20 protein-coding genes are annotated in these 20,423 nt (G+C 67.2%); 6 read left to right on the top strand and 14 right to left on the bottom strand.

Annotated features, from left to right (window positions below; translation table 11 throughout):
* Positions 1-13: 13 nt before the first annotated feature.
* From WAS25_RS12120 to WAS25_RS12100, 5 genes are all read left to right on the top strand, one after another.
* Positions 14-748, top strand: coding sequence for an SDR family oxidoreductase (locus WAS25_RS12120; RefSeq protein WP_422312426.1), 735 nt, complete (start codon positions 14-16; stop codon positions 746-748).
* Positions 745-1,413: a radical SAM protein gene (locus tag WAS25_RS12115; RefSeq protein ID WP_422312424.1), complete on the top strand. Its 669-nt coding sequence runs from the start codon at positions 745-747 to the stop codon at positions 1,411-1,413. The genes WAS25_RS12120 and WAS25_RS12115 overlap by 4 nt, the downstream gene beginning before the upstream one ends.
* Before the next feature lie 185 nt (positions 1,414-1,598).
* A complete protein-coding gene (locus WAS25_RS12110; RefSeq protein WP_422312422.1) occupies positions 1,599-3,218 on the top strand; it encodes a methyl-accepting chemotaxis protein in 1,620 nt (539 codons plus the stop codon).
* A gap of 56 nt (positions 3,219-3,274) precedes the next feature.
* On the top strand, positions 3,275-3,670 hold the full coding sequence (locus WAS25_RS12105) for a hypothetical protein (RefSeq protein ID WP_422312420.1): 396 nt from the start codon (positions 3,275-3,277) through the stop codon (positions 3,668-3,670).
* A 141-nt stretch (positions 3,671-3,811) separates the two neighbouring features.
* A complete protein-coding gene (locus WAS25_RS12100; RefSeq protein ID WP_422312418.1) occupies positions 3,812-4,261 on the top strand; it encodes a hypothetical protein in 450 nt (149 codons plus the stop codon).
* 18 nt (positions 4,262-4,279) lie between these two features.
* Here WAS25_RS12100 and WAS25_RS12095 read toward each other — a convergent pair whose 3' ends face one another.
* From WAS25_RS12095 to WAS25_RS12060, 8 genes are all read right to left on the bottom strand, one after another.
* Positions 4,280-5,140: a DUF2911 domain-containing protein gene (locus tag WAS25_RS12095; protein ID WP_422312416.1), complete on the bottom strand. Its 861-nt coding sequence runs from the start codon at positions 5,138-5,140 to the stop codon at positions 4,280-4,282.
* Complete coding sequence (locus WAS25_RS12090) at positions 5,133-7,061, bottom strand: hypothetical protein (protein WP_422312414.1); 1,929 nt, start codon at positions 7,059-7,061, stop codon at positions 5,133-5,135. Before WAS25_RS12090 ends, WAS25_RS12095 begins: the two co-directional genes overlap by 8 nt.
* Before the next feature lie 35 nt (positions 7,062-7,096).
* Entirely contained in the window at positions 7,097-7,588 is a 492-nt protein-coding gene (locus tag WAS25_RS12085; protein ID WP_422312412.1) for a hypothetical protein, read from the bottom strand.
* Between the two features lie 7 nt (positions 7,589-7,595).
* Positions 7,596-8,534 (bottom strand): arginase family protein, encoded by a 939-nt coding sequence (locus WAS25_RS12080; RefSeq protein WP_422312410.1) that lies wholly within the window; start codon positions 8,532-8,534, stop codon positions 7,596-7,598.
* Positions 8,524-9,204 (bottom strand): lysophospholipid acyltransferase family protein, encoded by a 681-nt coding sequence (locus WAS25_RS12075; protein ID WP_422312408.1) that lies wholly within the window; start codon positions 9,202-9,204, stop codon positions 8,524-8,526. Before WAS25_RS12075 ends, WAS25_RS12080 begins: the two co-directional genes overlap by 11 nt.
* 9 nt (positions 9,205-9,213) lie before the next feature.
* Positions 9,214-9,750: a GNAT family N-acetyltransferase gene (locus tag WAS25_RS12070; RefSeq protein WP_422312406.1), complete on the bottom strand. Its 537-nt coding sequence runs from the start codon at positions 9,748-9,750 to the stop codon at positions 9,214-9,216.
* A 187-nt stretch (positions 9,751-9,937) separates the two neighbouring features.
* Positions 9,938-10,954 carry an inorganic phosphate transporter gene (locus tag WAS25_RS12065; RefSeq protein ID WP_422312404.1) on the bottom strand — a complete coding sequence of 339 codons (1,017 nt, stop codon included), beginning with the start codon at positions 10,952-10,954 and terminating at the stop codon, positions 9,938-9,940.
* A gap of 7 nt (positions 10,955-10,961) precedes the next feature.
* Positions 10,962-11,609 carry a DUF47 domain-containing protein gene (locus tag WAS25_RS12060; protein ID WP_422312402.1) on the bottom strand — a complete coding sequence of 216 codons (648 nt, stop codon included), beginning with the start codon at positions 11,607-11,609 and terminating at the stop codon, positions 10,962-10,964.
* Between the two features lie 194 nt (positions 11,610-11,803).
* On the opposite strand from WAS25_RS12060, the gene WAS25_RS12055 reads away from it, so the two are divergent.
* Positions 11,804-13,099, top strand: coding sequence for a sensor histidine kinase (locus WAS25_RS12055; protein ID WP_422312400.1), 1,296 nt, complete (start codon positions 11,804-11,806; stop codon positions 13,097-13,099).
* 199 nt (positions 13,100-13,298) lie between these two features.
* Here WAS25_RS12055 and WAS25_RS12050 read toward each other — a convergent pair whose 3' ends face one another.
* The 6 genes from WAS25_RS12050 to WAS25_RS12025 all read right to left on the bottom strand — a co-directional run bounded on the left by WAS25_RS12050 (position 13,299) and on the right by WAS25_RS12025 (position 20,416).
* A complete protein-coding gene (locus tag WAS25_RS12050; RefSeq protein WP_422312398.1) occupies positions 13,299-14,003 on the bottom strand; it encodes a response regulator transcription factor in 705 nt (234 codons plus the stop codon).
* 7 nt (positions 14,004-14,010) lie between these two features.
* The gene (phoU, locus tag WAS25_RS12045) at positions 14,011-14,676 is read right to left on the bottom strand and encodes a phosphate signaling complex protein PhoU (protein ID WP_422312396.1); all 666 of its coding nucleotides are present in this window, start codon (positions 14,674-14,676) and stop codon (positions 14,011-14,013) included.
* The gene (gene pstB / locus WAS25_RS12040) at positions 14,676-15,422 is read right to left on the bottom strand and encodes a phosphate ABC transporter ATP-binding protein PstB (RefSeq protein WP_422312484.1); all 747 of its coding nucleotides are present in this window, start codon (positions 15,420-15,422) and stop codon (positions 14,676-14,678) included. The genes phoU and pstB overlap by 1 nt, the downstream gene beginning before the upstream one ends.
* A 161-nt stretch (positions 15,423-15,583) precedes the next feature.
* On the bottom strand, positions 15,584-17,182 hold the full coding sequence (pstA, locus tag WAS25_RS12035) for a phosphate ABC transporter permease PstA (protein ID WP_422312394.1): 1,599 nt from the start codon (positions 17,180-17,182) through the stop codon (positions 15,584-15,586).
* Positions 17,182-19,356 carry an ABC transporter permease subunit gene (locus WAS25_RS12030; RefSeq protein WP_422312392.1) on the bottom strand — a complete coding sequence of 725 codons (2,175 nt, stop codon included), beginning with the start codon at positions 19,354-19,356 and terminating at the stop codon, positions 17,182-17,184. Before WAS25_RS12030 ends, pstA begins: the two co-directional genes overlap by 1 nt.
* A gap of 85 nt (positions 19,357-19,441) precedes the next feature.
* Entirely contained in the window at positions 19,442-20,416 is a 975-nt protein-coding gene (locus tag WAS25_RS12025; protein ID WP_422312390.1) for a PstS family phosphate ABC transporter substrate-binding protein, read from the bottom strand.
* Positions 20,417-20,423: the final 7 nt, after the last annotated feature.

Genomic DNA, 20,423 nt, shown 5'->3' with positions numbered 1-20,423 from the left:
AAAGAATGCCCAGATGGAGCGGAATTCCGGGAATGACAGGGCCTGCTGGGTTCTGGTCGGGGGAAGGCGACGGCTGGGCCGGGCCTTGGCGGAGGATCTGGCCCAGGATCACGATCTGGTGTTGACCAGCTCCGAGCCCTGGACCGGGGAAACCTGGGTGGATGGCTTGTCGAAGACGGGGAGGATCCGGACGCTTCAGTGGAATGCCGAGAGCCCGGACCTGGTTTCCCGCATGATGGCAGATCTGGACACGTTGGAGACGCAGGGCTGGGTTATTTCCGGGGCCGTGATTGTGGCTGGCTCTTTTCCGGAGGAACCCTTCGGAACCTGGACAGCAGCGTCACTGGAGGCCACCTGGCGCCTGAACCTGGGCTTCCCTTTCCTCTGCGCCCAGGCCCTCGCCCCACGGCTGTCCGAGGGTTCCTGTCTCCAGCTCCTGCTGGACACCTCGATCCATCGCCCCTGGCTGCAGCGGCTGCCCTACAGCGCCGCCAAGGCAGGCCTGGCCAGTCTGGTGCCGGGGCTGGCCCAGCTGCTGGCGCCGGAGGTGCGGGTGGTGGGCCATGCCCTGGGGGTCCTCCTGCCCCAGGAGGGCAGTGATGCCACCTGGCTGGGCAGCCGCACCCTGCTCAACCGCATCGGCGATCCCGCCGACCTCTGCCGGGCCGTGCGCTTCGCCGCCAACAGCCCCTTCCTCACCGGGGAGATCCTGACCCAGGACGGCGGACGGCGTTGGATCGATCGATGAAGTTCAAGGTCAACGAAGTTTTCCATTCGGTCCAGGGGGAGGGCGCCCGGATCGGCCGCCCCTGCCTCTTCATCCGCCTCACCGGCTGCCCCTTGCGGTGCGTCTACTGCGACACCGAATACGCCTTCTACGATGGGGCCATGCGGGAACTGGACGACCTGCTGGACGAGGTGCGGCAGCGGCTTGGTCCCCCGGGCCCTGGCCCCAACGCCCCCTTCGTGGAGCTCACGGGCGGCGAGCCCCTGGCCCACCCCCAGGCCCCGGAGCTGCTGCGGGCCCTGCTGGACCTCGGTTATGAGGTTGCCCTGGAGACTGCCGGCAGCCACGACCTGGCCCCGGTGCCCCGCGCGGTGGTCAAGATCGTGGACCGCAAGACCCCGGGGAGCGGTGAGGTCCACCGCTGGCTCGAAGCCAACCTCGACCACATGGTGCCCGGCCAGGATGAGCTGAAGTTTGTGCTGTGCGACGAGGCCGACTACGCCTGGGCCAAGGCCTGGTGCGCCGAAAGGGCCATCTGGGACCGGCTGGAAGTCCTCTTCAGCCCCGTCTGGGGCCGCCTCGACCCGGCCTGGCTCGCCGAGAAGGTCGTCACGGATGGCCTGCCCGTGCGGGTCCAGGTGCAACTGCACAAGATCCTCTGGGGCGCGGAGCGGAAGGGCGTCTGATCCTTGTTCGATGGCTGGGTGAACCAGGCAGACGATTCGGAGTTCCCGTCTGCACCATGCTCTGAAAACAGGAATGTTTGGTCCGTTTTAACAAGCCATGAGGCTGGACTCCTGCTCACCCTCGATTTTCAAGATGTACTGACATGGAACCGATCCATCTGGGCAGGAAGATAGGGAGATTCGCCATGCGCTTGTCATATCTGGATCGCATCTCCGTTCGAAAAAAGCTCTGGCTGCTCTCGGGCAGCCTGATGCTGGCGGCGCTGGTCCTGGCCTGGGCAGGTTTCTATGTGGCCCATCGGCTGACGGACCAGGCCACGGAGCTGAGTGAGACCATGGCCAAAGTGGCGAAGGCCGGGGACATGGCCCGGGAAGCCCAGAACGACTTCAAGACCCAGGTGCAGGAGTGGAAGAACATCCTGGTCCGCGGCCACGACCCGGCGCAGATGACCAAGTACAAGGCCGCCTTCGACAAGACCGAGAAGGAGGTGCAGGAGGACTTCGCCAAGCTGAAGGCTCAGCTGAAGGTCCTTGAGTTGCCTACGGATGGCGTGGACAAGGCCGTGGGGGAGCACCAGAAGCTTGGCGCGAAGTACCGGGAGGCGCTGGCCACCTGGAAGGACAAGGATCCCCTAGCCTACCGGACCGTGGACGGCCTGCTGAAGGGCGTGGATCGGCCCATGAACGAAGCCATCGGCGGCCTGGCCGAGAGCATCTTCAAGGAGTCGAAGCAAATCGAAGCGCGTGAGCAGGCCGAGATGGCCGCGGTCGTCCGCTTCGGCGCCCTCCTCAAATCCACCATCCTGCTGGTGAGCCTGGCGTTGGGAGTTCTCATCGCCCGGGCGGTCATGAGCCGCCTCCAGAACGCGATCAAGGAGGTTTCAGAAGGCATGGAGCGCATGGTGGCCGGTGACTTCTCACGCGGTGTCGAGGTCCGATCAGACGACGAACTGGGTCGCATGGCCAAGGACTTCAATGCCATGGTGGCCCGCTTTCAGGAGCTGTTCGGCCAGTTGCGGGATGCCAGCAGCCGCGTCGCCTCTGGCTCCACGGAGCTCAGCGCCACGGCCAGCGAGGTGGCCCGGGCCACGGGCGAGATCGCCCAGTTCTCAGAAAACCAGCGCCTGGCCTCCGAGCTCACAGCGACGGCCATGACGCAGTTCGCGGCCTCCATCCAGATGGTGGGCGAGAACGTGCGGCGCAGCCATCAGCGGACCGAGACCATGGTCACAGCCGCCGAGGAGGGTGCCCACCAGGGCGAGGCCACGGTGGCCGCCATGCAGGCCATCCGCCAGGCCACGCAGGAGATGGTGAAGGCCGTGAAGGTGATCCAGGACCTGGCGCGCCAGACCAACCTCCTGGCCCTCAACGCCGCCATCGAGTCCGCCAAGGCAGGCGTCCACGGCAAGGGCTTCGCGGTGGTGGCCGAGGAGGTCCGCAAGCTGGCCGAGCACAGCGCCGGTGCCGCCAAGCAGATCGGCGACCTCATCAACCAGACCGAAGAGGCCATGCAGGAGGGCATCCGCACCGTGGAGGCCACCGATGCCACCATCCGGGTCATCCAGGAGAACATCACGGCCGTGGTGAGCGCCTCTCAGGAGATCGGCGCCGCCACTGAACAGCAGGGCCGCACCTCGGACGAGGTGGCCCGGCAGGTGGAGGAGTCCGCCCAGTCCACGGAGCGCAGCGCAGCTGCCTCCACTGAGCTGGCCCACACCGTGGAGGAGGTGAACCGCACCGCGGAGTACCTCTCGACCATCGCCGAGGAGCTGTCCACCTCGCTGGCACGGTTCAAGACACACTGAACCCTTCAGGCACCGACCATCGCCCCCCCCTCTCCGGCAATCCCCAGGAGCAGCCCGTGCCATATTCCGGAGAACCCATCCATGACGGTACTGGCTTCCTCTGGATCGGGCAGGGATTGGTGACAGGCCAGGAACTGATTGATGGCGGCGCGGGTGCTGTGGTTCGCTTGCAGGCCCACGAGAACATCACCCACATGATCGCGGACTTCACACTCGCCACCTCCTTCCAGGTCAGTGTCGAGGAGGTGATGAAGGTGGGTGAGATCGACAGAAGGAATGCTGAATTCCTCCCGAACCAGCACATCGCCCTCGTGGTGCCCACGGGCCTTGGGCAATACCTGGCCAGTATCTACGGGCAACTGAAGGCGCCGCAGGGCTGGACCATCCGCATCTTCCACACCAGGACGGAAGCCGACGCCTGGCTGGCCACGGTGGTCCCCATCAAGGGCTGACCCGGGCAGGATCCTCGCGCTGTGGAAGGTCCCGGGACCAGTTGGGCAGACCATCCCCGCAGCGGGAAAAGTTACGCCCCCGTCACTGGCCAGATCCCCTCAGTTCAAGGGTGGGGCCGATAAAGGTGGTCGGAGCCTTCCATGCTGCGACTCGCCAGTCCCCACGCCCGTGCTGTCTACCGCTACCTGGGGGTGGCGATGGTCCTCGTCTCTGCGGTCGTGCCCCTTCTGGCCGAGGGCGTCCCGGTGGAGGAGGCGGCGAAATTTCTCCTGATCTTGGCCAACAGCGCCGGTTCCGAAGGCCGGGTGGCCTGCAAGGAACTCGACATGGTCATGCAGATGAAGAAATCCGAGATCTCAGTGGATGCGAAGGCCAATGTTGCGTGGGCCTTCACGCCGGACCAGACCCGGTTCTATGCCGGGCAGGGCAAGCTGGTGGTCTGTAGCAGCCGGAAGCTGTTCGCTGACGGCGGGGCCATCGCCTTCGAGCGGATCGGCGGCCGGCTGACCATCTTCGTGCACCAGGCGAACCTGGGCCGGAGTGGCGTCACATTGCCAGAGTCCTTCCTTCGGATCGCGGTGAAGCAGTAGGCAAAGGGCGCCAGACGCCTACTTCTGCCCCTTCCAGACCGCCAGCTCCTTCTCCAGGTTGTCGGTGTATTCCTTCGGCGCTCCGCCGGGCTTGGAGAGGTCGATGGCCTTCTGGAGGTGGGTGAGGGCCTCGGGCATGCGCTTGGCGTCCTTGTAGATCCGGGCGGCGGTCTCGTGATTCCAGAAGCTGTCGCCGGCCTTCAGGCTCTTCTCGATCCAGGCCAGGGCCTTCTGGGGCTCGATGCCCTGGTCCTGGCAATACTTGGCGGCCTGGTACCAGGGCACCCAGTCGGTCTCCGGGGCCTGCGTCAACTTGGCCTCCAGGTGGGCCCAGTAGAGGGCCTTGGTGTCGAAGGCCACGGGGAAGCTCACGCGCAGCTTCTCCCAGGCAAGCTCGACCACCGCGCCATCCAGACCGGTTGGCAGCACCCGGTAGTCCAGGTACTCCTGGCTCGGCCCTGCCTGGGGTGTGGCCTCCCAGCGCAGCACATCCTCCTCCTTCTTGTAGTCGTAGGCGCCCCACTGCTTGGCCTTCTTGTTCAGGATCAGCGTCCAGGACTTCTCGCCGGGGATCACGAAGAAGCCGTAGCTCCCGGAAGGCACATCCTTGCCGGCGACCTTGGCGGCATGGCTGAGGGTGAGCACCGTGGCGCTGTTGGCGCCGGCGCGCCAGACCTGGCCGAAGGGCACCACCTCGCCCCAGATCTTCCGCCCCTTCACGGCTGGACGGGCGAAGGCGAGCTCGATCTTGCTGATGCCGATCTCCTGGGACAGCGTGCTGGCGGGGCTCACGCGCAGGGGGGTCAGCCGCACGGGGGCCGGCTTGTCCTGGGCGACCAGGGAGCAGGCGATGAGGGCGGGGAGCAGAAGGTTACGCATGGGGGTCTCCTGGGTGGGGGAAGTCGAGATTAGCACTGGTGGCCGGGGGCAGGAGGAACCGCCCGGGCTGGCGGTTGAAGGCCCGGAGGATGTTCCACCAGAGGTGACGGCTGGCGCGGCCGCTGAGCCCCCGGGCGCGCAGGGCGGTCCAGAGGGCCAGGGCGAAGGACACAGCGAAGTTTAGGGCGCCGATGAGGGCGACGCCCAGGAGGCCCCAGAGCACCTCCCCCCAGGGCAAGGTCCCCTGGGCCCAGAGGCTCGCAGAGGCCAGGGCCAGGGCCGCGGACTGGAGGGTCACATGGCGCACTTCCAGGTGGATTCCGGCGAAGGCGAAGGCCATGGGCACGAAGACCAGCAGGCCACCGAGGACGGCATAGCCGACGAAGCCGGAGATGTGGCGGTGGACGAAGCGGCCCAGGGCGGTGGCGCGGTCGGTGCCAAGGAGGGCCCGGATCCGGTGGCTCTGGGCCAGGGCCTCCGGTAGCCGGCGGTAGGCGCTCCAGTTGGCGGCCCAGCCGGAGGCCAGGCTGGACAGCCAGAGCAGCACGCCCGTGGCCGCGGCGAAGACCAGCGTCCAGCCATGGAAGGGGTGGTTGCCATGGAGGCTGTGCAGGGCGGTGTCCGGGCCGAGGGGGCCGTGTCCACTGATTCCGATCCACAGGGCGGCGATGCCCAGGGCGGCCGGGATGGCGGCGAAGACATTGCCCAGGGTGGCGATGACCTGGGTGCGCGTGATGGCCGCGACGAGTTCGATCTCGCGCGTCTGGTCGGCGTCGGATTCCAGCGCCCTGGCGAGGGCCGCGGCCGTCATGGCGGGCTGCTTGGAGGCTAGGCTGAAGCCCAGCAGCTGCATCAGGAAGAAGCTCCCCGCGTAGTTGAAGGCGAGGGAGAGGCCCAGCAGCAGGGGCGCCAGGGGTAGGGCCGAGAGGCCGTACTTGAACAGGGCCGTGCCGGCCGTGAGGACGCCACCCCCGGCGGCGGACCAGCCCATGGCCCGCCACTCGCGGCGGTCCCGGGCAATGTAGTGCTCGCCCGTCTCTCCGGTGTGTTCGACCACTTTCCGGGTGAGGCGCTTGACGGTGGTGCGGAGCAGGGTCATGAAGCCGTGCTGGGAGGCACTGCCGCGCACCAGCTCCGCGGTGAAGGCGGTCCCGTCGCCATCACCCGACACGAAGGCCAGCAGCTGGGCGATGCGCTCGAGCTGCGCCTCCAGCAGTTCGAGGCGGAAGACGAGGTCGGTGGAGACCCCCTTCTCCTCGATCCGGTCGTGGGCCTGGTCCAGGGCCCGGGCGCACTCGGCGCGGCAGTGCTCCCAGGCCAGCCGGGCTTCGGGATCCTGGGGCCGCTCGCCCCGCTCCCTCACGGCACGGGACAGGTTGAAGAAGGGGGAATCCGCATCACTGCCGGCCGGATCCAGGCTGAGCAGGTCCCGGGAGAGCCCCACGGCGGCGGCCCGGTGGGCGAGCAGCCGCGCCGCATGCACCCAGATCTCCTGGGGCGGGTTCAGCAGGGCCCCCCAGGCGGTCCGCAGGTCCCCGGGCAGACCTTCGATCCAGGCCGCATCGGCCTCATCCAGATCCAGCCGGTCCAGCAGGGCGTAGAGGTCGCCTTCGGCATCGAGCCGGGGAATGAGCCGATCCACCAGCCGGAGGAAGCCTTCGCCCACCAGGGAGGTCCGGTCTGGCAGGCCCGTCTCGGCCAGGAGCCGGATGGCCGAGGCATGGTTCCACTCCTCGGCCAGGGCGGCGGCCAGTCCCCGCTCGGCCAAGGCCTCCTGCAGCCGCCTCAGGCGACTGGTGCGTCGGGCCTCCCCATCCACGGACGCCACCGGAGAAGCCCCCAGCACCCAGCGGAGCAGCGGCTCCAGCTTGGGCCCGTTGCCGCTGAGCAGGCTGTCCAACCTGGGGTCTGACAAGGCCATGGGCGCTCCGGAGGTCCTCCAGAGTGCCACAGGCCCTAGGATGCCGCCCCGAAGCGCCGGCTTCCGATGCGCGAGCGTTCCAGGAAGCGCTGGACGGCCGTGGGATCCACCGTGGCCGGCGTGCCCGACCAGGCCTGGGACGGTCTCAGCATGCCCAGCATGTCCTCGGGGCAGCCCACCTGTTCGTAGAGCCGCTCGACCCGCGCGGCCAGCTGGGCCGCGGTGCTCTCGGTGGCCAGGGCTTCCCGCAGGAGGGCCTCGCGCCAACGATCCTGGGCCTGGGACCAGCGGGAGCTGCCGGGCCTGGGAGTCTTCCCCACAGCCTCGACGCAGGCGGCCCAGAGGTTGGCCTCGAAGGTCTTGAGGCCCTCACCGGCCAGCTCGCGCAGCCGGAGGCTGGCAGGACCCCCCTCGGGCACCCAGGCCTGGATCTCGGCCTGGTCCAGGAACCCGAAATCGTGGCCGGTGACCATGTCGTCCCAGGTGGGCTCGCCGTGGGTCTTGCGGAAGGCGTTCAGGCTGGTCATGGCAACCTCAGGCAAGCAGGTGGAGGGCGAGGTGGACGGCGACCCGGGCGCTGGCCTCGGCGCCGTCCAGGGTGGGAGCGAGTTCCATGAGGTCGGCACCCACCCAGGGTTCGGGCCACTGCCGGGCGGCGTGGATGAGGCGCAGGGTCTCGGCCAGGCTCAGGCCCCCCGGCACGGGCTCGGCCACGGCGGGAACGAGGATGGGGTCGAGGGCGTCCAGGTCCAGGCTAAGGTAGGCGGGTCCCTGGCCCACGGTGGCCAGGTCCTCCCTCAGGCGGAGCGACAGCAGGGGGTCGCGCAGGTCCGCCGGCGTCCACATGCGCACGCCGAGGCCCTGCAGGAAGGACAGTTCCTCGTCGTCGAAGCGGGGCGCCCGGAGGCCCGCCTGCATCACGCGTTCGGGATCCAGCAGGTCCTCTTCGATGGCCTGCCGCAGCCAGGTGCCGTGGTGGATGTCCGTGCCCCAGGCCGCGCCGTCCGCCGCGTCGGGGTGGGCGTCCACGTGGAGGAGACCCAGGGGGCCATGCTGGCGGGCTAGGGCGCGCAGGGCGCCGAGGGTGAGGGAGTGGTCGCCGCCGAGCAGCAGGGTGCGGCAGCCGGTCATGGCCCAGGCACCCACGGTGGCCTGCACCGTCTCGAGGGCTTCCCGCAGAGAGAAGGGCAGGGTGGGGATGTTGCCGCCGTCGAGCCAGCCGGCAGCGGCCGCAGGGCCGAGCTCGGGGCACCCTTCCCGGAGCCGCTCGGGCATGGGATGGGAGCCCATCCCCATGGAGGCGGCCCGCATGGCCCAGGGGCCGAGCCGCGCGCCGGGTCGGTTGATGACGCCTGCATCGCAGGGCACGCCCAGCACCACGCCTGCGGCTGGACGGGGGTCGATGCACAGCGGCAGCCCGAGGAAGGGCGTCAGCCCCGTGCGGAGGCCTTGCATGAGGACTTCAGCGGACATCGGTGCTCCGGGGGACGAGGGCAGCTCTGAATGCGGCGATCCAGGAAGCGGGATCGCAGAAGTCGGCCGGGTAGAGCGTCTCCTCGGCGGTGACCGTGACGTGCGTGTGATTACCGAAAAGGGTCCGCAGATGGGGCAGGAGCGTTTCGTTGCCGGTCCAGGGATAGTGCGGCGCGGGACTGGAGATCCGCAGCGGTTGGGCCGGAAGGCCCAGGTCGAAGGCTGCGCGCAGGCCGCCCTCGTAGAAGCCGGCCAGGCGATCGCCGCGGGTGGTGGTGCCTTCCGGGAACAGCAGCATGTCCCGCCCACCGTGGAGCGAGGCGGTGAAGCTGGCGAGGGCGGCGGCGCGACTGGTGGCGTCCGCCCGGTCCACGAAGTGGATGCCGGACTTCTGCGCCCAGCGACCGATGAGGGGATAACAGGCGACCTCCCCCTTGGCGATGGTGCCCATGGGGCGCAGGCTCATGAGGAGCACCGGATCCACCCAGCTGAGGTGGTTCGATACCCAGAGCTGGATGTCAGGCCTCGGGTGGCCGATGACTTCCAGCTCGACCCCGAGGGCTGGCACCAAGCGCCGGGCCCAGCGGTGCATGCCGGACTGGGGTTCCGCGCCAGCCGCGAGGCGTGGCAGGAGGGCGAAGGTGGGCCAGAGGACGCCGGTCCAGCTCATCCGGGGCTCCTAGCTGACCAGCTTTAGACGGGTGTAACGGGCTCGCACCCGCTCGAGGTCCTTCCGGGTGATGGCGGACCAGAGGCGCGTGTCGCCGGGGCCATAGAAGTCCTTGACCTCCTCCACCACGCGGGCCCCGAGGGCGTTGTGCACGCTGCGGGCGTCGTCGTTCCCGGGCTCGACCAGGAAGCGGCATTCCTCGACGTTCTCGTTGAGGAGCTTGGAGACCGTGGCGCGGATGAGCAGGTAGTTGACCCGGCCCTTCTGGTACTCGGGATGCACGGCCAGGGTGGCGCAGTAGACCGTGGTGCCGGCCACGAAGTTCAGCACGTAGCCCACGGGGCGCTCGCCGTCAAAGGCCAGGAAGCACCAGTCCCGGTACAACTCCGTGCAGAGTCGCAGGTAGTGGGGGCAGAGCTCGCCGGCGCCATCGCCGGACCAGATCTCGGTCTCCAGGCGGCGGAGGTGGACATAGTCCGAGCTGCCCAGCGAGCGGACGCTGTAGCGCGCACCTTCCGGATGAGGGGTGAGGGTCTCGATCGTCATGGTCGTGCCTCCCTGGGTTCTGAACCAGGGTCGGCCTTGGCGGTGACGGCTGCATGGCGGCGGCGCCAACATCGCGGAAATACGGTGAAACCAAGCGGTGACGGGCATCCGCAGAGTAGGGAAGGCAAGTGTCGGGCTGAGGTGTTGCGAGAAATTGTCCAGCCCGTCACTTCTCGGGAACATCTAATCAGAAGAAGGGCGCCACCAGCTTGAGGAACCCGGCGGCCAGGAGCGCGCTAATGGGAATGGTCAGAACCCAGGCCACCACGATGTTGCCAGCCACGCCCCAGCGCACGGCGCTGGCGTTCATGGTCGCGCCGACGCCCATGATGGCGCCCGTGATGCTGTGCGTGGTGCTGACCGGGATGCCGAAGTGCGCGGTGGTGAAGAGCACCGCGGCGGCGGCGGTCTCGGCCGCGAACCCGTGGATCGGGCGGAGCTTCACGATCTTCGAGCCCATGGTCTTGATGATCTTCCAGCCACCGGAAGCCGTGCCCAGGGCCATGAAGGTGGCGCTGCCGATCTTCACCCAGAGTGGGACGATCACTTTCAGCTTCTCATCCAGGGGCAGATGGAACTTGTAGGCGATCAGGGCCAGGCAGATGATCCCCATGGCCTTCTGGGCATCGTTCTGGCCGTGGGTGAAGGACATGGCCGCGGCGCTGACCAGCTGCGCCTTCCGGAAGACGATGTTGACCTTGTGGCCGGACCTCCGTCGCACGACCCACAGGATGATCAGGATGAGGAGCATGCCCACCAGGAAGCCCATGGCCGGGGAGATGATGATGAAGGCTCCGATCTCTTTGAGCTTCTTCATGTGCAGCGCATCGAAGCCGGCGTGCGCCACCACGGCGCCGGCCAGACCACCCAGCAGGGTGTGGCTGGTGCTGGAGGGGATGCCGAACCACCAGGTGAGGAGGTCCCAGGTGATGGCCGCCATCAGGGCGGCCGCGATGACCGCTGGGACCACCTGGTTGCTGTCGGCGATGCCCTTGGCGATGGTGGTGGCGACGGAGGTCCCGGCCAAGGCGCCGGCGAAGTTCAAGGTTGCGGACATGACCAGCGCGTACTTGGCCGGCAGCACGCCCGTGCTCACGACCGTGGCGATGGAGTTGGCTGTGTCGTGGAACCCGTTGATGTAGTCGATGCCCCAGGACAGCAGCACCAGCACCGCCAGGGAGGGGATGAGAAAGGCTTCGATCATCAGGGGCTCAGGCGTTCTTCATGACCGTGGAGCCCACCACCTTGGCGACGAGCTCGATCCTGTCGGTCGCCTCCTCGATGCGGTTGAGGAGCTCCTTCCACTTGATGAGTTCGATGGCATCCGTGGGGTTCTCGAAGACCTGCGCCAGGGCTGCGTGATAGATGGAGTCGGCCTTGTTCTCCAGGGTGTGGACCCGCCGGATGCGATCCCGGATCTCCTTCTGGTTGGACATGTTCCGCAGAGACCGGATGAGGTGCAGGATTTCGCCGGAGCCCTCGACGATGATGGAGCTGATCTCCGTGACGGCCGGCATGATGTGGGTGATGCGGTAGAGGATGAGGCGTTCGCAGACCGCATGGAGCGAATCGACCACATCGTCGAGGGCATGGGCCAGGGCCATGATGTCCTCCCGCTCGATGGGGGTGACGAAGGTCTGGTTCAGCCGGTCCATGATCTCGCGGGTGAGGTCGTCGCCGATGTGTTCCAGGTCCTTCATCTGCCGTCGCAACTCGGCAAAGCGGACTGGGTCCCCCGTGCGGATCTCCAGGTCGAACAGCTGAGAGGCCTGGTAGGCATTGGCGGCAGCGGATTCGAGGAGGTCGAAGAAGACCATCTCCCGGGGTTTGAGCCAGCGCATCAGGGCGTTCAAGGACATGGGGATCTCCAACAGTCAACCTTCAACTGTAGTGGGTCCCAGGGTGTAACCGCAGGGTAAATTTGACCACCCCCGCTGGGCGCGGAACCTGCCCCGGTGTATGGTCGGAAGGCATGGATGAGCCTGAATCTGAGCGTGGTGACAGATCCGGAATACCGGTCTTCTTCGGCCGTGCGCTGATCTGCATGGTTTCCATGACCTTCCTGGGTTTTGGCCTGGGCTTGAGCGTTCACAAGGGGGCGTCCTTTCTATGGACGGCGGGGTTCCTCATCATCCTGGCGCTGGTCCTGGTGCTCATGGCGCGCTGGCAGGTCTGGCCCCTGGCTGAACCCCTGGGACAGATCCTCGGCGGTAGCCGCCCCCAGGCCATCGAGGATCTCCCCGGGGCCTGGTTCGCGCTGGAGCGCGAAAACGACGACCTCAAGGAACGAGCCGCGAGGGAGGATCGGCTGCTACCGGGCATCATGGCGCGGCTGGAGGAGGGGGTCCTTCTGTTCGGGCCAGCCGGGGCCCTGGAACAATTCAACCCTGCTGCCCAGCGGCACCTGGGCCTGGGGGCACCCCTGGCCAAGGGCATGCGCCAGGGGGAGGTCTTCCGCGACCAGGAGGGCGCCGACGCCATCCAGAAGGCCTTTCGCGGGATCTCCTGTGAGTGGCGCATTGTCCGGGTCGGGCGGACCCTCCGTGTCCGGGCCATCCCCTTCGCACCGCTTGGGCCTGTGAGCGGCGTGCTCCTCACCCTGGACGACGTCACCAGCCAGGAGGCCCTGGAGACCACCCGCCAGAAGTTCATCTCCAACGTCAGCCATGAGCTGAAAACACCGGTCACCGCCATCCGGATCGCGGCGGAGAACCTCCAGGAGGAACCGCTCCCGGACTCAGCCAGGGCCAGCGCCCAGTCCATCATGCGCTCGGTGGATCGGCTCACGCTGCTGCTGGGGGATCTGTCCGAGCTGAGCAGGATCGAGAGCGGCGCCCTTCATCTCGCCCCGGTGACGTTGGATCTGGGGGCATTCCTGGAGACCCTGCTGCGGGACTTCCAGCCACGGGCGGCGGCCTGTGATGTGGGGTTGGTGGTGAAGGTCGAGGCACCAGAAGAGGCGATGATCCAGGCCGATCCCCTTCGGCTCCATCAGGTGCTGGAGAACCTCCTCTCGAATGCCCTGAAGTTCAGTCCAGCCCGGGCGCAGGTCGAGCTGAGCGTCAGGGTCACCAGTCAGGGGCAGATCTGGGAGGTGTGTGATCAGGGCCCCGGCATCCCCGAGGCGGAGCAGGGCCGGATCTTCGAGCGGTTCTACCGCGCCCAGGCAGCCAAGGCCAAGCCGGGTACCGGCCTGGGCTTGGCCATCGTGAAGCACCTCTGCCGGCTCATGGGGGGGGAAGTGGCGGTGGAGAGCCGCCCTGGAGAAGGCGCCACGTTCCGGGTGATCCTCCCGCCCCAGGTGGAAGCTCAGGAATCTCCTCAGGAAGACCCACGTTCAGGGCGATAGAAGGATCCTCATCATCATGGAGCATCTGGCGAGCCCAGGACGGATCGCTCGAATCGCTCTGAGTGCTAAAGAATCTCTAACCACCGATTAACGCCGATGAACACCGATAAATGAATGAGGAAGAGGAAGGGCAGCCTTCGATCGTCCCTGTCTTTATCCGTTTTTTATCGGTGTTCATCGGTGGCAAAAATGGTTCTTTTCAAGAGCCCGCGGGCCCACCCAGCCGGTAGCCGACGCCCACCACGGTCTCTATGAACTCGGCGGCCGCTTCGCCGATCTTGGCCCGGACCCGCCGGACGTGGGCGTCGATGGTGCGGCTCTCGCCCAGGTATTCGAGCCCCCAGACCTGCTGCAAGATCTTCTCGCGGGTGAGCACCCGGCGCGGGTTGGCCAGGAAGTAGGCCAGCAGCTCGAACTCCCGGCGAGTCAGCTCCACCAACTGGCCGTCCACCCGGGCGGTGTGCATGTCCAGGTCCACGGCGATGGGACCGAAGGACAGCTGGGGGGCGCGTTCGGTGCCTTCGAAGGGCGAGGACCTGCGGAGGATCGCCCGGAGCCGGGCCGCCAGCTCTCGGGCGGAGAAGGGCTTGGAGATGTAGTCGTCCGCTCCCAGTTCGAGGCCGAGCACCCGGTCGATCTCCTCGCTTCGGGCCGTCACCAGGAGGACGGGCAGGGCCCGGAGGGTCGGGTGGGTCCGGATGGCCCGGAGGACATCGAGGCCATCCATGTCGGGCAGGCTCAGGTCGAGCAGCGCCGCGTCCAGCTTGGGTCCGCTGGCGTTGAGGGCCAGCAGGGCATCGCGGCCCGTGCCGACGGGGATGAGGCTGAAGCCCTCCCGGCGGAGATGCTGCTCAAGGCCCAGGCGGATTTCGGTGTCGTCTTCGAGGAGGAGGATGCGCGGCATGGTGTTCCTATTCTGAGGTATCGCCCTGGAGGTAGGTGTGTTTGGCGCTCCGGCCTTCCAGGATGAAAAGCACCTCTTCGGCGATGTTGGTGGCCTGGTCGGCGATGCGCTCCCAGTTCTTGATCACCAGGATGAGGTGGCTGGCCCGCTCGATGCAGAGGGGATCCGACATCATCAGGCGCAGCAGCTCCCGGTAGATCGAGCCGTAGAGCTCGTCCACGGAGTCGTCAGCCCGGATCACGGTGCGGGCCAGGCCCGCGTCGCTGCCGATGAAGGCGTCCACGGCCATCCGGACCATGCCCCGAGTCTCCTGGCCCAGGCGCTCGAGGGAGCCACCGGAGAGGATCGGCGGGTGCACATAGGTGGCCCGGCGGGCGATGTTGCAGCAGTGGTCACCGATGCGCTCCAGCTCGGGGACGATCTTGAGGCTGGAGGCGATGAGTCGCAGGTCGCCTGCCGCGGGGGCCCGCAGGGCGAGCAGGTCCACGCAGAGGCGGTCCAGCTTGAGCTCCCATTCATCCAGACCGCGGTCCATGGTCATCACCTGGTCGGCCTTGGCCTTGGAGCGCTCGGTGAGGGCCTGGATGGTGAGGTCGATCATCTCCTCCGCGAGGCCGGCCATGGCGAGGATGCCTTCCCGCAGATCCCTCAGTTCCTGGTCGAATTGACGCATCAGCCGAACCTCCCTGTGATGTAATCCTCGGTCATGCGGTGTCCCGGATTGGTGAACATCTTCTCGGTGAGCCCGGTCTCGATGAGCTTACCCATCCAGAAGAAGGCCGTGTGGTCGCTGACCCGGGCCGCCTGCTGCATGTTGTGGGTGACGATGACGATGGTGAACTCCCGCTTCAGCTCGAGGATCAACTCCTCGACGCGGGCGGTGGCGATGGGGTCCAGGGCGGAGCAGGGCTCATCCATGAGGATCACCTCCGGGCGCACGGCCAGGGCCCGGGCGATGCAGAGCCGCTGCTGCTGGCCGCCGGAGAGCCCCTGGGCGGAGTCCTTCAGGCGGTCCTTGACCTCGTCCCAGAGGCCGGCGCCCTTCAAGCTGCGCTCCACGGCCTCCTCGAGGACCTTGAAGTCACTCTCGCCCTGGATCCGAAGGCCGTAGGCGACATTCTCGAAGATGGATTTCGGGAAGGGGTTGGATTTCTGGAAGACCATCCCGGCGCGTTTCCGGAGCGCGATCACGTCGGTGCCCGGCGCGTACAGGTCCGTGTCGCCCAGCAGCACCCGCCCCTCGATCCGGACGTCGTCGATGAGGTCGTTCATCCGGTTCAGGCAACGCAATAGGGTGCTCTTGCCGCATCCGGAAGGGCCGATGAAGGACATGACGGAATTGCGGGCCACCTTCAGGTCGACATCGAACAGGGCCTGCTTGCTGCCGTAGTACAAGTTGAGCCGCTCCACCTGGAGCATGGTGGGCGAAGTGAGCACGGCCGGATCGGTCAGGGGCAGGCCGGGCGTCACGAAGCTGGTCGGACGCATGCCGGTTTCGGGCGGCGGCACCTGCCGCTGCGCAGGCTCCGGCACGGGGCGGGGGTCGTCGATTTCCATGTCGATGGCTCCAGGTTTCATGATCAGAAGGTACTCCCCCCCAGACGCTCCCGCAGCTTGCGCCGGAGGTTCAGGGCGAACAGATTGAGGATGACCACCACCACCAGCAGCAGGAACGCGGTCATGAAGACCATGGGCTTGGCGGCCTCGGAGTTGGGGCTCTGGAAGCCCACATCGTAGATGTGGAAGCCCAGGTGCATGAACTTCCGGTCGAGGTGGAAGAAGGGGAAGGTGCCATCCAGCGGCATGGCCGGGGCGAGCTTGACCACGCCGGTCAGCATCAGCGGGGCCACCTCGCCGGCCCCGCGCGCGATGGCGAGGATGAGGCCGGTCAGGATGCCCGGGGTGGCGCTGGGGATCACCACGTTCCAGAGGGTCTGCCACTTGGTGGCGCCCATGGCCAGGCTGGCCTCCCGCTGGGACCGTGGGACGGCCCCCAGGGCCTCTTCCGTGGCCACCACGACGACCGGCACCGTGAGCAGGGCGAGGGTAAGGGAGGCCCAGAGGATGCCGCCGGTGCCGTAGGTCGGGGTCGGGAGGCTCTCGGCGAAGAACAGCTTGTCGATGCTGCCGCCCAGGCCGTAGACGAAGAACCCCAGGCCGAACACGCCAAACACGATGGAGGGCACGCCGGCCAGGTTGTTCACGGCCACTCGGACGGCGCGGACGAGCCAGCCCTGCTTGGCATACTCCCGCAGGTAGAGGGCGGTGATCACGCCGAGCGGGACCACCAGCACCGACATCACCAGCACCATCATCACGGTGCCGAAGATGGCCGGGAAGATGCCCCCCTCCGTGTTGGACTCCCGGGGGTCGTCCGCCACGAACTCCCAGAGCCGGGAGAGGTAGACGCCCAGCTTGTCCAGCGTGCCCATGGCATTGGCCGGCACGACCCGCACGACGCTGCCCAGGGGCAGCTCCTTCTGCTTGCCATCCACCGTCTCGAGGTTCAGGGACCAGGCCTTGGCCTCCGCCCGGATCTTCTCCAGGCTGGCCTGCAGCTGGTCATAGGCAACCTGCAGCCCGGCGGCCTCGGCGTCAAGCGCCTTGAGGGCCGCTTCATTCCCCTTGGCTTCCAGCCGCCGGCGGTTGGTCCGGACCTTTTCGATGCGGCGGTTCAGGTCGCCCACCTGGCCCTTTTCGATGGACTGGATCTGGTGGCGGATCCGATTGGCCTCAGGCAGTCGCTTGAGTGCCTCGGCGAGCGCCGGAGCGCCCGAGGCCACCTGCCGCCCCTCATGGCTCAGGGCGGCGATGCGACCTATGAATGGACCGTACTCGAGCCGCTCGATGAGGAGGGCATCCTTCGGGTATTCGGGGGTGCCCATTCCAGCCCCGGGGATCCAGCGGAAGTCCTGACCGTAGATGTCACGGTTGGCAGTGCGAAACTGGACCTTCTCGGTCTCCTCGCCATGGGCGGGTTCGTGGCCGGTGATCTCTCCGAGGACGAGCCCCTCCTGGGTCTGCACCTGCACCAGGGAGCGGGGCCAGAAGTAGCCCATGCCCTTGGCCACGATGAAGCCCACCAGGCTGAGGATCATGGCCAGGCAGAAGGCGAGCAGGGCTCCGGAGAACCACACGAAGATCCCACCTTGACGGAAGCGTTCAGCCAGGCGGCTCATCAGATGGACTCGTAGCGGCGGCGCAGGCGCTGGCGAACCAGTTCGGCGACGGTGTTGAGGATGAAGGTGAGGACGAACAGCAGGAAGGCCGCCAGGAACAGCACGCGGTAGAGGGAGCCATGCAGCGGCGCCTCGGGGATCTCCACGGCGATGTTGGCGCTGAGGGTGCGCATCCCGTTGAAGGGGCTCCAGTCCAAGATGGGCGTGTTCCCTGTGGCCATCAGGACGATCATGGTCTCGCCGATGGCCCGGCCCAGGCCCACCATGGTGGCCGAGAAGATGCCGGGGCTGGCGGTGGGCAGCACGATGCGCCAAGCCGTCTGCCAGGGGCTGGCACCGCAGGCGAGGCTGGCGGAGGTGAGGGACTTGGGCACGCTGGAGAGGGCGTCTTCGCTGATGGTGAAGATGATCGGGATGACCGCGAAGCCCATGGCGAAGCCGACCACCAGGCTGTTCCGCTGGTCGTAGGTGACGCCCATGGCCGACTGCAGCCAGGCACGGTAGCTGCCGCCCATGGCGACGCGCTCGACCCAGGGACCGGCCAGACTGGTGAGCCAGACGGCCACCAGGAGCACCGGCACCATCCAGAGCACCTCCCGGCCGTTCCCGAAGGCGTTCCGGAAGGGCATCGAGAGCCGGCCCCAGAAGGGGGCGAGGAACAGGGCGAGCAGGAGGGCCACGAAGGGGAAGACCATGACCTCGACGGCCATCCGCTCCAGGAGGGGGGCCATGACCAGGCCGGCCAGGAAGCCCAGCACCACGGAGGGCAGGGCGGCCATGATCTCGATGGTGGGCTTGATGGCGTTCTTGAGGCGCGGGGTGGCGAACTGGGAGGTGTAGAGGGCCCCCAGGACCGCCAGCGGGAAGGCGAAGAGCATGGCGTAGAGCGTCCCCTTCAGCGTTCCGAAGACCAGGGGGACGAGGCTGAACTTGGGTTCGAAGTCGTCTGTGCCACCGGTGCTCTGCCAGACGTATTCGGGCTTCTCATAGCCTTCGTAGTGGGTCTTGCCCCAGAGCAGGCCGAAGCTGATCTCGGGGTGGGGGGCGTCGAGGGACCAGAGGCGCATGGCGCCGGTGGCCTGGCTGGCATGGAGGATCAGGTCACCCCTGGGGGCCAGCGCGCCGACGCCCGGGCCCTCCAGGCGCGTGGAGAACATGCGGCGTTCGGTGGTCAGGTGGTCCACGACCATGTCCGTGGCCGTCCAGGCCAGGAAGCGCTTGTCCCGGAGGCTCGACTGGAAACCCAGCACGGCCCCGCCGAGCCTGGGGAAGGCATGGAAGGGCTGAAGCTGGAACTTCTCGTTCACCCGCACCCGCTGGTAGGCAGCCAGCTTGCCCTGGGCGCCGCCGACCAGCAGGCTCGACTGGCCGAGGGCAAAGCCGAGGGACTGGACGGGCTCGGCGAAATCCGAGGAAGAAAGGATGGCTCCGCTCTCGGGATCGAGGTCGAGGAGACGACCCTCGCGGGTGCCCACGAAGAGGTTCTGGCCATCCGAACTCCACGCAGCGGCGGTGGCGTGGAGGGAGGGATCACGGAGGATGGGCTTCCAGGGCAGTGGGGCGGGCGAGGCATCCAGGGCCGTCTCCGCCCAGACCAGGCCTTCCGGGCTGGTGGCCACGATCCGCAGGGAGGAACCACCGCCGAGACCGCCGCTTTCCATCAACCGGAAATGCAGGATCTGATCGGGCACCTGCTCCAGGACCGGGCCGCCCTGCCAGTGCGGATCCAGGGTCCACTGGGCCGGGTCGTTCTCGCCGGCCGGCTTGGACCAGGCCAGGCGGGTCAGGAACAGGCGGGCATCGGCTCCGATGACCAGGGCCTCGCCGCGCGGGTTGAGCGGCGTAAGGGTGCGCCAGGGCAGCGCGGGGCCGTCACCGGGCACGGGCAGGGCCGTGCCCTCGGGGTGCCGGAGGGCCTTCAGGCCCGCCGTCCGTGAAGCCAGGACGATGGTCTTGCCGGATTCGTCGGCCCAGGCACCGCCGGCGGGGTCCGCCGCCAGGGTCCCGAGGGCCTTGGACTGGGGCGGGATGAAGAGGGGAACCGACTCCTTCATGATGAACAGGAGCATGGCCAACACCGCGCCGATGATCGTCAGTCCGCCGGTGGAAATGGCAGCGGCCATGAACCGGTCGAAGCGTTTGGCTCGGGCCTGATGGGAGGGTTTGCTGGGCATGTCGGCTCTTGAGGCGAAGGAACAGGGCCTGATCCACAAACTGGCGTGCCGGAGGATTCCCCCGGCACGCCCGAGTCGAAGGTCTCTACTTCAGCTTGGCGAGCTCGTCGCCTTCCATCTTGCCGGTGAGGGGCAGGAAGCCATCTTTCACCACGGTCTCCTGGCCTTCCTTGCTGAGGATGTACTTCAGGAACTCGCGGGTGAGGGGGTCCAGCGGCTTCTTGGGATCCTTGTTGATGTAGACATAGAGGAAGCGTGCCAGCGGGTACTTGCCGCTCAGGGCGTTCTCATAGGTGGCCGCGAAGGCGGCGCCGCCGTTCTTCTTCGCATCGGAGAGAGGCACCGCGCGGACGCCCGAGGTGAGGTAGCCGATTCCGCTGTAGCCGATGGCGTACTTGTCGGAGCCCACGCTCTGGACCACGGAAGAAGAACCGGGCTGCTCCTTGACGGTGTCCTTGTAGTCACCCTTGAAGAGGGCGTGCTCCTTGAAGTAGCCGTAGGTCCCGCTGGCGCTGTTCCGGCCGTAGAGGCTAATGGGTTGAGTGGCGGCCCCACCGGTCAGGCCAAGGTCGCCCCAGGTCTTTGCGTCCTTCTCGAGGCCGCCCTTGCGGCTCTTCGAGAAGATGGCGTCCACCTGCTGCAGGCTCAGGGACTTGATCGGGTTGCCCTTGTTCACGAACACCGCCAGGGCGTCGATGGCCACGGCCACCTTGGTGGGCTTGTAGCCGAACTTCTTCTCGAACTTGTCGATCTCCTCGTTCTTCATCTCGCGGCTCATGGGGCCCAACTGGCTGGTGCTCTCGATGAGGGCCGGGGGGGCGGTGGTCGAGCCCTTGCCTTCCACCTGGATCTTCACGTTGGGATAGTTCTTGTTGAAGCCCTCGACCCAGTAGGCCATGAGGTTGTTCAGCGTGTCGGAACCAATGGAATTGATGTTCCCACTGATGCCGGAGACCTTCTTGTAGGTGGTGACCTTGGGGTCCACCTTGACGGTCTGGGCGGTCGCGGTCAGTCCCACCAGGGCGGCCAGAACGGTCTGGGCCAGGAATCGGATCCTCATGGATGCC

The organism is Geothrix sp. (assembly GCF_049292215.1).
GTDB lineage: Bacteria > Acidobacteriota > Holophagae > Holophagales > Holophagaceae > Geothrix.
This window is presented reverse-complemented; position numbering and strand designations above follow the sequence as displayed.